This window comes from Phycicoccus sp. Soil803, from assembly GCF_001429685.1.
Taxonomy (GTDB): Bacteria; Actinomycetota; Actinomycetes; order Actinomycetales; family Dermatophilaceae; genus Pedococcus.
On sequence record NZ_LMST01000001.1, the window covers coordinates 3,820,152 to 3,832,514 of the forward strand.

General features: G+C 69.2%; 9 protein-coding genes and 1 tRNA gene. 5 read left to right on the forward strand and 5 right to left on the reverse strand.

The window, feature by feature from the left end:
- Nucleotides 1-266: 266 nt before the first annotated feature.
- A complete protein-coding gene (gene mobF, locus ASG95_RS17725; RefSeq protein WP_255358355.1) occupies nucleotides 267-3,521 on the reverse strand; it encodes a MobF family relaxase in 3,255 nt (1,084 codons plus the stop codon).
- Between the two features lie 460 nt (nucleotides 3,522-3,981).
- Between mobF and ASG95_RS17730 the strand changes: the two genes are divergently transcribed.
- From ASG95_RS17730 to ASG95_RS17745, 4 genes are all read left to right on the forward strand, one after another.
- Nucleotides 3,982-4,746 carry a helix-turn-helix domain-containing protein gene (locus tag ASG95_RS17730; protein ID WP_082592821.1) on the forward strand — a complete coding sequence of 255 codons (765 nt, stop codon included), beginning with the start codon at nucleotides 3,982-3,984 and terminating at the stop codon, nucleotides 4,744-4,746.
- Nucleotides 4,739-5,473 carry a hypothetical protein gene (locus tag ASG95_RS17735; RefSeq protein WP_157582216.1) on the forward strand — a complete coding sequence of 245 codons (735 nt, stop codon included), beginning with the start codon at nucleotides 4,739-4,741 and terminating at the stop codon, nucleotides 5,471-5,473. The genes ASG95_RS17730 and ASG95_RS17735 overlap by 8 nt, the downstream gene beginning before the upstream one ends.
- 263 nt (nucleotides 5,474-5,736) lie before the next feature.
- Nucleotides 5,737-5,937 carry an AlpA family transcriptional regulator gene (locus tag ASG95_RS17740; protein WP_057378311.1) on the forward strand — a complete coding sequence of 67 codons (201 nt, stop codon included), beginning with the start codon at nucleotides 5,737-5,739 and terminating at the stop codon, nucleotides 5,935-5,937.
- 3 nt (nucleotides 5,938-5,940) lie between these two features.
- A complete protein-coding gene (locus tag ASG95_RS17745; RefSeq protein WP_057378312.1) occupies nucleotides 5,941-7,356 on the forward strand; it encodes a tyrosine-type recombinase/integrase in 1,416 nt (471 codons plus the stop codon).
- A 166-nt stretch (nucleotides 7,357-7,522) separates the two neighbouring features.
- Here the strand turns inward: ASG95_RS17745 and ASG95_RS17750 are convergent.
- A tRNA-Tyr gene (locus ASG95_RS17750) sits at nucleotides 7,523-7,603 on the reverse strand.
- Nucleotides 7,604-7,704: 101 nt separating this feature from the next.
- Here ASG95_RS17750 and ASG95_RS17755 point away from each other — a divergent pair.
- A complete protein-coding gene (locus tag ASG95_RS17755; protein ID WP_056924209.1) occupies nucleotides 7,705-8,202 on the forward strand; it encodes a YajQ family cyclic di-GMP-binding protein in 498 nt (165 codons plus the stop codon).
- Between the two features lie 145 nt (nucleotides 8,203-8,347).
- On the opposite strand, the gene ASG95_RS17760 is transcribed toward ASG95_RS17755, so the two are convergent.
- The 3 genes from ASG95_RS17760 to ASG95_RS17770 all read right to left on the reverse strand — a co-directional run bounded on the left by ASG95_RS17760 (nucleotide 8,348) and on the right by ASG95_RS17770 (nucleotide 12,274).
- A complete protein-coding gene (locus ASG95_RS17760; RefSeq protein ID WP_082592823.1) occupies nucleotides 8,348-9,325 on the reverse strand; it encodes a serine/threonine-protein kinase in 978 nt (325 codons plus the stop codon).
- 181 nt (nucleotides 9,326-9,506) lie between these two features.
- Entirely contained in the window at nucleotides 9,507-11,978 is a 2,472-nt protein-coding gene (gene pepN / locus ASG95_RS17765; protein WP_057378313.1) for an aminopeptidase N, read from the reverse strand.
- 92 nt (nucleotides 11,979-12,070) lie between these two features.
- Entirely contained in the window at nucleotides 12,071-12,274 is a 204-nt protein-coding gene (locus ASG95_RS17770) for a cold-shock protein (protein WP_056924211.1), read from the reverse strand.
- Nucleotides 12,275-12,363 lie beyond the last annotated feature (89 nt).

Genomic DNA, 12,363 nt, shown 5'->3' on the forward strand with positions numbered 1-12,363 from the left:
ACTCCGCCCACTCGGTGCCCTTGGTTAGTGGGTGGTGGCTCGCAGGCGCCCGAGGTAGGAAGGCGAAACCTGGCGAGACGTTGCAAGAGATATCGCAGCTCCCCTGAAACAGGTCTCTGACCTGCACATTCGTCCCTACCTGAAATCGCTAGTCCGCGCGTCCGCCTCAACTCACCGCGCGGACGACCAGCCGACGGCTCACATCCCCAGCCACTCCTCCTTGGGTCCCGTGTCCCCAGCTGATCGCGGGTGGCGACATTAGATGTTCACCGCTCCAGGCCAGGACGCGTTCCCTGTCCGGGGAGGAGCGCTTGTCCGTTGCCCACTTGACCGGATGATTCGGCGCCTTCGCGAACGTCACACCAAGCCCGTATCCGTGCATCGAAGCGCGCTAGTGAGTGGGAAGGGGCCATCGGGGATACGGGTTGAAGAGCGGCCTCAACGTCGAGGCCGAGGCGTTCGGCATGGCGCATGCGTTCGAGCAGCGGGTGCCAGCGGTCGGCGGTCTTGGCTGCTTTGATGTGCTCAGGCCGGACTCCTGCGGCGAGCAGCAGGTCGGTGTAGCGCTGGTGGCGTCGGTGGTGCTGGATGGCTGCGCCTTCGGCGTCCAGTCGGGCCGGACTGCTGGCCGCGGCTGCCTCGTGGTCGCGGGTTTGGGTGGCCGATATCTCTGCGCCGGACGTGGCGAGCACCTTCTTGAGTACTTCTTCGACGGGGAGCGGGTCGCCGAGGTCGTGTGCTGTGTCGGTGTCGGTGTCGGGGTCGTAGCTGGTGTCGATGTAGAGCCTGTTGGCCTTGCGGCCACGGGTGGCCATCACGTATAGCGTTTCGCGGACGGTGGCGGCGCTGACGTAGGCGTGGCAGGTGCCGACGGTGCGGCCTTGGGCTCGGTGGGCGGTGGTGGCGTACCCGAGCTCGACGTGGTCGCCCACGTAGTCGGCCGGCAGCCGGGTCGCCGTTCCGGCTTTGTTGGTGCGGTGGACGGCGAGCGACCCGTCCTGGTGGACTGCAGTGACGATCCACTGGTCGCCGTTCTTGACCCACCCGCCCGTGGCGTGCAGGTCGCGCTGGTTGCGCCGGGTCACCACCACGTCGCCGGCCCCGATCGTCGTCCCGTCAGCCGTGGTGACCCCATCCCGTGCGACCTGACTGGTGGCGACCAAGTCGGCACGGGCGCGACCGTTGAGCTCGGCGACGGTGGCAGTGTCGGCGGCCACCATCAGGGAGGTGCGGCCGGCGCGAGTATCCGTGCGCCACGCCTGGTAGACGGCCTCGATCATGGAGTCTCGGTCGCCGTCGCGGACGCGACCATGCTCGAAGTACGGGTCGGCGGCGGCGGGACGGCCGTCGCGTAGGGCCAGGCTCGCGGCGCGTTCCCATTCGTGCCGGAACCGCCGCACGTCAACCAACTCTGGCGCGTCTGCCCGGTCTGCCACCAGGAGTCGGAAGGCGCCGCCGGCGGCGACTGGGGACAGTTGTGCCGGGTCCCCGACGAGCAGCACCTTCGCCCCGACCTCGCGGGCGTGTGCGGTGAGGGTGTCGAGCTCGAGGGTGCCTGCCATGGAGGCTTCGTCGACGATGACCAGTTGCCCACGGTGCAGCCGCCACCGGTCCAGTTCCGCCTTCACCTGGCGGGCGCGTCGGGTGACCGCGCGGGTCCGCAGCGACGGGCTGGCGCCGCGCAGCTTGCCTTGCAGGGAGGCAAGTTCGGCAAGGCGCTGGTCCTGTCGCGCTTGTTCGGTGAGCCACTTGGCGGTGTTCTCGGTCGGCACCCCGACCGCGTCCGCGAGGACCTCGGCGGCTGCCGCGGACGGGGCGAGCCCGACCACGCTCCCGGCTCCGAACGCCGCCTCCCAGGCGGCCCGCACGCCAGCCATGGTGGTCGATTTCCCCGTTCCGGCCGCACCCACCAGCACGTCGAGGGCGCGGCCGGAGTTGACCACCCGGCATACCGCGTGGGCCTGTTCGGCGGTGAGCCGGCGACCATCGGTCCCCTCCGGCAGCGGCGCGCCAGCAGCCGAGGCGGCCACCGGTGCCGGCGCCTTGGGTCCGTCGGTTGCGCGGCCCGCGGCTACGAGCCGTTCCTCCGCAGCCAGGACGCCGGTCGTGGTGTAGATGGTGGCGTCCCTGGCCCGCAAGCGGGTGGAACCGTCGGGACGCTGCAGGGTCGGGGGGACGCGCCCGACCTCGGGCGGGGACAGCTGCACGCAGGCGTCCAACACCATGGCGGTGATGCGTTCAACCGCCTGGACGCGCTCGTGCGGGGCGGCGAACCGGACCCCGTGCAACTGCCGCAGCGCCTCCGCCAACACGTTGGAACGGCTGAACGTCGCCCGCCTGGCCGCGACCGCATCGACCACCACGACCGCCGCGTCCTTCAGCATTCCGTCCTCAAGGTCGACCGCACTCAGGACGGGCAGGTCGCACCTGTTCGCCAGCGTGGCCACCCATGCCTGCGCATCACGGCCCAGGTGCGACTTCGCCCGCTGGCGCCAACCGCGGACCAGCTCCGCCAGCGGCCGCAGCTCCTTGGCGGGTCGTGTTTGCAGGGTGGCCTGCTGCCGCAGCCGGATCACTTCGGCCGCGGTGGGTTGCCGCCCCCGTCCAGCGACGAATCCGGTCACGAGGTCGTTGGCGGCGGCGTTGATCGCGGTCGAGCGCTGCGAGAACTCCTCCCGCAACGCCTTGCCCACGCCGGTCACCTCCCAGGTCGGCGAGGTGGAGCGGGCGCGGCGCTGGGCTTGCCAGCCCCACCCCAGGTCGGCGGTGAGCAAGTCCATCAGAGCGCCGTTGTACAGCTCTGACAGGGCCACATTCGACTTGAAAAGCGCCCTCGAGTCCAGGGTGCGCCACGCCCCGTCCGTGGCGGCCTGGACCCGGTTCAACACCACCACGTGGGTGTGCAGCTGCGGGTCACCGGCGCGGGAGTCCCAGTGGTCAAACCCCGCCGCCACCACCCCACGCACTGGCTCGCTGACCACCCCACCACGACCGGTGCGAGTGGTGAACACCTCCCCCTCCGCATAGCCGATGACGAACTCCAACGCCTCCTGGTGCGCCGCGTAGATCCGCTCCCGGGTCGGCGCATCCGCTAGCGCCCACGCCACAGATACGCTCTTCGGGGCGGAGAAGGTCAGGTCGAACCCAGCCACCGTCCGGGACGCCCGATGTCGCTTGCCGCCCGGGTCACGGCAGGTAGGGCGGTCCGCGACGGGAGCGCGCCCGAGCGCGTGCCCGGTTACCGGGTCCTGCAGCATCCCGAGCATTCGCCACAGGTGCTCCTCGGTCACGACCAACCCGGGGGCGACACCCCTTCCACCGTCCAGGGCGGGCAGTCCAGACCCGAGGAACCGGCCGGGTGGGGTGCCCTCTTCGGTGTAGTACGCCGTCAGCGGATCCGCCGTCGGGCCCTCCCGATCACCGCGCGCGACCGAGGACATCAGGTACCGAAAGCCGGCCCCCAAAGTCATCCGCCGCATCGACATCGTCACGCCAAGGCAACGACCACGACGGGGCACCATCGGGCCACGGCCCACCTTGGTGCCTGACGTGTGGCACGAGAATGATGGCTGGATCAGGGTGGTCGGGTGGGCGTGGCTGCGGGGCGAGTGGGGTGGGGCGGGCATGACGGGAGACAGGCGGGGCATGGAGTCTGGGCGCCGGGACGTGAGGCAGGGCCGGAAGGGCGTATCGGTGGGTCACCGGTGGGATCGGGAATGGCCAGTTTGCGCCGAGGGCCGAGTCGAGAGAGGCGCTCCGGCTGCCCGGGGTAAGACCACACACACGTCGTCGGGCTTCGAGTTGGGCTGTCGTGACAGAGCCGGGGTCCTCAGTTGACGGCGCCTCCGTTCGGTCCGGTGGGCGAGGCGCCCATTGTCGACAGACGTACGGCCCTGGGCTCACCCCTCGATGCTTGCGGGAAACCTATAAACTCTTATATGATTGCTGCAAACCTCTAAGAACTTATAGGGAAGTGCCGACATGTCCGATGTGCATGTGAGCGTGGCCGAAGCCGCCGAGATGCTCGGCGTCCACCCGCAGCGCATCCATCAGCGAATCCGGGAAGGCTCCCTGCCTGCAGAGAAGGTTGGCAACCAGTGGGCCATCGAGATGAACGACCTGGGTCGCATCAGGCACCACGCCGGACCTGGGCGTCCGCTGTCGTCGAAGTCCGCATGGGACCTGCTCGCCGTGGCTGCCGGTGACCAAGCCGCCTCAAAACTCAGCCCCTCGGCCAGGTCCCGCGCCCGGTCGCGGCTAGCGCGCCTGCTCGCCCTTGCCTCCTCCGCCGAGCTCGAGGACGCCGCAGCCCATCTCGTACACGCTCTGCGTAACCGGGCCGAGCGCGCCCTCTTCGTGGCTTCCCCGCGCGACCTGCCGGACGTCCGCGACGACGAGCGTGTCCACCTGTCCGGTGTCTCGCTTCCCGAGTCGAACATGTCCGTCGGTGCTGTCGCCGAAGGCTACGTGTCCGCCGATGACGTCGACACCCTCGTCGACGACTACCTGCTCTCCCCCGCTTCCCGGTCCCGAGCCAACGTAATTCTCCATGTCGTGCACGCCGACGCCATGAAGCCGGCACTCGTCGCCCTCGACGACGTCGCCCGCTCCCCGCTCGCGCTCGCAGCCGACCTCGCCGAGCACGACGGCGTCCGCGAGAAGAGCCAAGCCATCCGCTCGGTCGCCGACCTGCACGCCCGGTTCGTCGCCCCTGGAGCCCGCGTCGTCGGAGAAGACCGTGCCTGACCCCGTCGAACTGCCCGCCATGAACGAAGCCCAGACGCAGTCTTGGCATGCCCTCATGGACCTCTACGAGCGCGTTGACTCCAACTGGGCCCTCATCGGTGGTCAACTGGTGCACTTGCACTGCGCCGAACGCGGTGTCTCGCCAACGCGTCCGACCAACGACGTCGATACGGTCGTCAACGTCAGGGCCTCCCCAACGATGCTCGTGACCTTCACTGGCGCGCTGCGCGATATGGGCTTCACCCCTGACATCTCCGGTGACGGCATCCAGCACCGCTGGCGCCGCGACCAGGCCCAGATCGATGTACTCATCCCCGAAGGTGTCGGCGAACGCGCAGCGTCCCGCATCGGCGCCGGAGGAGCCCCGACCATCTCAGCGCCCGGCACGACGCAGGCCCTAGATCGCAGCGAGCCAGTCATCGTTCGGGCCACGGGCCGCACCGGCACCGTCCTGCGCCCGAACCTGGTCGGAGCCCTCGTCGGCAAGGCCGCGGCCCGTACCGAGATCGCCTCGGACCGGGCCAGCACGCGCCACTGCACCGACTTCGTTGTCCTGGCCAACCTCGTCTCGGCTCGCGACTTCCGGGAGACTGAGTTGGTGAAGAAAGACCGCACACGCCTGCGCAAGATGCTCACCTATTGCCGCAACGACGACTCCGCGATGTCTGTCCAGAACGCCGTCGAGGCCCTCGACCGACTGGAGCGCGCAGCGAAGTTGAACGGCTAAGCCGCTACTGCTGCCTCTTCGTCCACATTCGCTTCTTCATCACTATCGCTTTCATCACGCTGATGATGAAGATGCTTCATGTCTTCCCCAGGACCTGATCTGCGACAAGTCCTCAGCTGTCGACGCACCGCACCTTCAGCAGTCTCTTGGCACCCTCTCGGCCGGCGCGCTGACATTGATGAGACCGCTCGTCGGCGTGGCTGCATATGGTGCCCCGCTCGCCGCGTTGTCTATTCATAGCCGGTAGCTGAGAAGGGGCAGCCATGTCTGAGACGAAGCGCGTGGAGCGGATCCATCTCACGGTCAGGGACGTGTGCGACGAGCTGGGAGTTGCGCGATCGACGTTCTACGACTGGCGTGCCGCCCACAAGGCGCCGCCTTGCCTCAAGCTCCCCAACGGCGACCTGCGGATCAAGCGGAGCGACTTCGACCGCTGGCTCGAGTCGCTAGAGCAGTCGGCCTGAACTATGAACTCTACGAAGACCTTCGAGGTTCAGGTGTGGGGCGTTCGCACCTACAAGGGCAAACTCAAGACGACTCACACGGTCCGCTGGCACGTCCACGGACGGACGTTCCAGCAGACTTTCGGCACGGTGAAGGCGGCAGAGTCGTTCAGGGCCACCCTGTTGGTCGGCCTGCGCAACGCGGAACCCTTCGACCGGAACACGGGCCTTCCGGTCAGCGCAGCCGAGGCGTCCACCAGCCCCAATTGGTTTGAACACGCGTGCGCCTTCGTAGACACGAAGTGGGCACACGCTTCTCCACAACACCGGCGTGGGCTGGCGGACGGCCTCGTCACAGCCACCTGTGCCGCGCTGCCTGCCGGTGGACCCGACAGGGCACTTCTGCGAAAGGCCCTGTTCAGTTGGGCCTTCAACTCCGGAGCAAGACGGCAGGACGCCGCCACCGCTTCCCCGCCGGAGGCCTTCGCCGAGGTGATCGCTTGGGCTCGGCGCCGATCGCCCACCCTCGAGGAGCTCGCCGAACCTTCGCGACTGAGGCCCGTGTTGGATGCTCTGGCACTCAGGCTGGATGGCACCGCAGCGTCGTCCAGCACAGTCGCACGAAAGCGTTCGGCGCTCTACAGCGCTCTCGAGTTCGGCGTTGAGATCGGTGCTCTGACGGGGAATCCCATGGACAAGGTGAAGTGGAAAGCGCCAGCCCACACCGACGTCATCGACCGCCGCGTCGTCGTCAATCCGGACCAGGCACGCGCCCTGCTCGCAGAAGTGAGTCGCATCTATCCCTCGCTGGAAGCATTCTTCGCATGCCTCTACTACGCCGCGCTCAGGCCCGCGGAGGTCCGGCATCTCGCGCTGAAGGACCTGGATCTCCAAGGCAGCCCAAAGGGCTGGGGCACGCTCCACCTCGTCGGCTCGACGCAGACGACGGGGGCTGAGTGGACCGATAGCGGGCGACCAACGGAGGACCGGCAGCTCAAGCACCGGGCCCGGCGCGCGACCCGGCTCGTCCCAGCCGTGCCCGAGCTCGTTGAGATCCTGAGCCGGCACATTCAGCGGTTCCCACCTGGACCTGCGGGTCGCCTCTTCGTCACCCGCACAGGTAGGGCCGGCGTGCCCGTCGCACCACCATTCTCGAGTCCCCAGTCGATGGCCGTCGTGTACCGGGCCTGGGACCGAGCTCGCCGCAAGGCGCTCACCGAGGACGAGTACAACTCGCCACTCGCCAAGCGTCCGTACGACCTGCGCCATGCAGCAGTCTCCCTTTGGCTGAACGCTGGCGTCCCGGCAACTCAGGTCGCGGAGTGGGCGGGCCACAGCGTCAACGTGCTTCTTCGCGTCTACGCCACGTGCATCTCGGGACAGGACGAGGGGGCACGTCGACGGATCCAGTCGGCCCTTGCGTCCACGGAGACTCCGTGAACGCCAAGGGCCCGAGACAGGGGCCAGGCCCGAATTTCCCCACCAGTTCCCCACTGGCACCCGTAGAACACCGTTCAGGGCCGCTGTCAGCCGGACACGAGACGGGGCTAGGAAGAAGGCCCCAAACCTGCGTTTCCGCTGGTCAGGGGCCTTCTTGAGCACTGGGTGGCAGGTGAAGGATTCGAACCTTCGAAGCTTTCGCGATGGATTTACAGTCCACTCCCATTGGCCGCTCGGGCAACCTGCCTTGGTGCGCGTGGAAGGATAGCAAGGACAACCACGAATGCCGAAACCGGTATCCACCCGACCGGGTGGGAGCCGCGTGACGCCCAGGAAGGACACGCCACCATGGCCGACAGCTCGTTCGACATCGTCAGCAAGATCGACCACCAGGAGGTCGCCAACGCCCTCAACAGCGCAGCGCGCGAGGTGGCCACCCGCTACGACTTCAAGAACGTCGGCGCGTCCATCGAGGCCAGCGGCGAGGACAAGGTCGTCATCAAGGCGAACACCGAGGAGCGCGCCAACGCCGTCCTCGACGTGTTCCAGACCTGGCTGGTCAAGCGCAAGGTCTCGCTCAAGCACCTGGACGTGCCGGAGCGCGGTCCGCAGCTGTCCGGCAAGGAGTACCGCCTCGAGGTCGGCCTGCAGGAGGGCATCTCGCAGGAGAACGCCAAGAAGGTCGGCAAGATCATCCGTGACGAGGGCCCCAAGTCAGTGAAGTCGCAGATCCAGGGCGACGAGCTGCGGGTCACGAGCAAGTCGCGCGACGACCTGCAGGCCGTCCAGGCGCTGCTCAAGGGCCAGGACCTCGACTTCGCGATCCAGTTCACCAACTACCGCTGACCCCGGCCGGGCTCAACCCCGGGAAGGGCAGTTTCACCCCGGAAACGTTGCGGGGTGAAGCCGGCGGAAGTCCGTAGACCCGATAAACGTGTACGCCGCCGTCCCCCAGCCGGGGACGGCGGCATACCTGTGTGTGGGCGGTGCGCTACGCGCTTCCGGGCTGGGCGGTGTCCGTGCCGGTCTCGATGGCCATCGTCGGGCCACCCAGGTCGGGGAAGCGGATGACCGAGCCGTCGGTGTCGGGCGAGTCGTCCTCGGCCCAGCTGTCGAGGGCACTGGCCAGGCCCAGGGCGAGGCCGGCCATCTCCTGGTCGCCGAGACCGACCCGGGAGGCGACCTCGCGGGCGTTCGCGGGACGGTCCGTGGGGTCCTTCGCGAGGCAGTCGGCGACCAGCGACGCGAGGTCCTCGGGGACGCCGTCCGGGAGCGGCGGAGGGGGTTCGTTGACGTGGCTCAGCGCGGTCGCGACCGGGGTGCCCCGGTCGAACGGCTTGCGACCGGAGAGCATCTCGTGCGCCACGACGCCCAGCGCGTAGAGGTCGCTCGCGCCGGTCGCCGCCTCGCCGAGAGCCTGCTCGGGGCTGATGTAGTCAGGGGTCCCCAGCATCTCGCCGGCCCTCGTGTGGCCGGCGGCGTCGAGGGCGCGCGCGATCCCGAAGTCGGTGAGCTTCACCAGCCCGTCAGGGCGCACCAGCATGTTGGCCGGCTTGACGTCGCGGTGGATCACGCGGGCCTCGTGCGCCACGCCCAGGGCCAGGGCGGCCTGGCCGATCAGGGAGCGCACCTCCGCCGGGTCGAGCGGGCCGCGCCGCTTGAGCAGCAGGGACAGGGGCTCACCCTTGACCAGCTCCATCACCAGGAACGCCAGGCCGTCGTCCTCGCCGTAGTCGAAGACCGTGGCGATGTTCGGGTGCAGCAGGGCAGCCGAGTGCACCGCCTCGTCGCGGAACCGGAGGGCGAAGAGCTCCTCGTGACCGGCGTCGGGCCGCATCACCTTGAGGGCGACCGACCGCTGCAGCACCTCGTCGGTGCCCGCCCAGACGTCGGCCATGCCGCCGGCGGCGATCCGCGCGCCCAGCACGTAGCGTTCGCCGAGGACCAAGCCTTCAGTCAGTCGATTCATCGAGGGATATCCACCCAGACCTCCGTGGACGGAGCTGAACGTCTGCTGACATCCGACGGCCTCGCCGCAGGCAACGATACCCCCAAAATGCGGAAAAACCGCCCGGAGCACCTCGTCCCATGGCCCCCTGACCTGCACAGACGCGGTCCGGACGGTTCGGCGGACCGAACCCCACGCAGGCTCAGCCGAAGGTGGCCCGGGACCGCAGCGCCTCGCGCAGCTGCGACTCCGCGTCGACCATCGACCGGCGCACCCCGGCGGTGAGCCCGCCTCCGCCCAGCGTGGCCTGGCTGCGCTGCGCCGTGGCGTCCTCGACCACCCGACCGGGGTAGGCCAGGGTCGCGACGCGGGCGATGGCGTCCTCACCCACCCAGTCGCTCATGGCCGGCACGTCGACGAAGTAGCGCTCGGCGTAGGGGCGCACGACGGCGAGGTCGTCGGCCAGCCAGAACCCTTGGGCCAGCGCGTTGAGCTCGTAGTTCGAGCGGGACCGGTTGGTGGTGAGCTCCGACCACGCCCACGCCTTCGCGTCGGCGCCCGGCATGGCCGCCCGTGCCATGAGAGCGTTCAGCCGGCCCTGGAGGGTGTCGTCGTCGGCCCGGCGACCCTCGACGAAGTCCTCGTCGACCAGTCCCCTCGCGGCCAGGTTGCGCACCGCGATCCAGCCGAAGTCCGAGTCCTTCTCGAGGCCGGCCGGGCGGTCCTTGGCCGCCGCCCAGGCCCGCAAGAGCGTCTCGTCGCCGGACGAGCGGGCGACCGTCCTGGCCGCGACCAGGGCCCGGGTCGAGCCGGGCCGGGCCGCGGCAAGGACCTGCTCGGCCGAGCTCGCCACGACCCCCTCGGCCCACTCGTGCTCGGCGGGCGGCAGGAAGGTGGGGATGATCCGGCCCAGGAGGGCCAGCGCCGTGCGGCTCAGGATCGAGTCGTTGTCCTCGACCGGCCAGGCGTGGCCGAAGGTCAGCACGAGCACCCGTGGGTCAACCGTGCCGAGGCAGACGCCGTCGACCAGCGCGATCCACACGACGGCCCGCGCCTGCACGTCGGGCACGCTGGCCAGGGCGGTCGGCACGGCCGCGACCGACTCGGGGTCGAGGGTCACGGTCGCCCAGGTGAGGTCGGACGCGTTCGGCACGACGAGCTCGGCGGCAGGTCCGTCCCGCAGCGCCGCGACGACGGTGCGGTCCTGCGTGATGGTCACCGGCACCCGGAACACCTCGTCGCCGCCGGTGAACCCGGCGACGTCCATCGTGTGCGGCCGGTCGGCCGGGAACCGGCCCGGCACGGTGCGCTGCACGGCACCCTCGGCCCGGTCGACCGAGATCACGTCCACCCCTGCGGTGAGCAGCCACGCCCGGCTCCAGTCGGTGAGTGACTGCCCGCTCGCGTGCTCCATGAAGCCCATGAAGTCGGCCAGCGTGCCGTTGCCGTAGGAGTGCCGGCGCAGGTAGTCGCCGACCCCGGCGATGAAGGCGTCGTCACCGATGTGCGCGATCAGCTGGCGCAGCGTGGCGGCACCCTTGGCGTACGAGATGCCGTCGAAGTCCTGCAGCGCCGCCTGGGCGTCGGGCGCAGCCGACCCGGCCACGGGGTGCGTCGAGGGGGTGCGCTCCGCGGCATACCCCCACGCCTTGCGGGCCACGGTCGAGTCGACCCACGCGTCGGTGAACTCGGTCGCCGCGACACACGTGCGGTGGGCCATGTACTCGGCGAACGACTCGTTGAGCCACAGGTCGTCCCACCACTGCATGGTGACGAGGTCGCCGAACCACATGTGCGCCATCTCGTGCGCGATCGTGTTGGTGCGCGCGAGCACCTCGTCGCGGGCCGCGGCACCCCGGAAGACCATGGTGTCGCGGAAGGTCACGCAGCCGGGGTTCTCCATCGCGCCGGCGTTGAACTCGGGCACGAAGACCTGGTGGTACTCCCCGAACGGGTACCGGATCCCGAACAGCGAGTGGTAGTAGTCGAAGCTCGCGCGGGTCACCTCGAGCATCTGGCCGGCCTCGCGCTCCAGGTGGGTGCGCAGCGACGCTCGGGCATGGATGCCAAGGGGTATGCCGTCGTGCTCGTCGAGCACGGACGCGTAGGGACCGGCGCAGACGGTGACGAAGTAGGTGGCCAGTGGCCTGGTCTCGGCCAGCTCCCAGCGACCGGGCGAGACCCGGGTGGCCGCGCCGTTGCCGAGGACCAGCCACTCCTCGGGGGCGCGCACGGTCACCGAGTAGGGAGCCTTGAGGTCGGGCTGGTCGAAGCAGGCGTAGACCCGGGGGGCCGCGTCGAGGAACAGGTGGCCGTAGACGTAGTGCTCGCCGTCAGCCGGGTCGACCGCCCGGTGCAGACCCTGCCCGTCGCGGCTGTAGGCCATCGTCGCCTCGACCTCGAGGACGTTCTGGGCCTCGAGCCCGACCAGCTCGACCCGGCCGTCCACGAGGGCGGCGACGTCGAGCGCCCGGCCGTTGAGGACGATCGCGGTCAGCTCGACCGGCTGGACGTCGACGAACGTGGTGGCGCCCGGCTCCGCGCAGTCGAAGGAGATCCTCGCGTGGGAGCCGAAGGTCTGCTCGCCCTGGTCGAGGTCGAGGTCCACCGCCATGCTCGTCACGGTCAGGAGCTCGGAGCGCCGACGTGCTTCGGCCCGGGTCAGGGAAGGCATGGGATCGATTCAACCAGCCGTGCCCGGCGAACGCCGAAGCCCCCGGCCGAGACGGCCGGGGGCTTCGAACTGAAGTTCAGAGGTGGGGCAGGTCAGATGACCGTGACCTTCTCCGCCTGGGGACCCTTCGGGCCCTGCGTGATGTCGAACTCGACGCGCTGCGCCTCGTCGAGCGAGCGGTAGCCGCCGGACTCGATCGCGGAGTAGTGCACGAAGACGTCGGCGCCGCCGCCGTCCTGCTCGATGAAGCCGAAGCCCTTCTCAGCGTTGAACCACTTCACTGTTCCCTGTGCCATGGGATAACTCTTTTCCTAATTGGCCGATGTGGCCGCGGATGCGGACCACCAGCTGCGAAATCACCACGACACGGAATACACCGCTTACG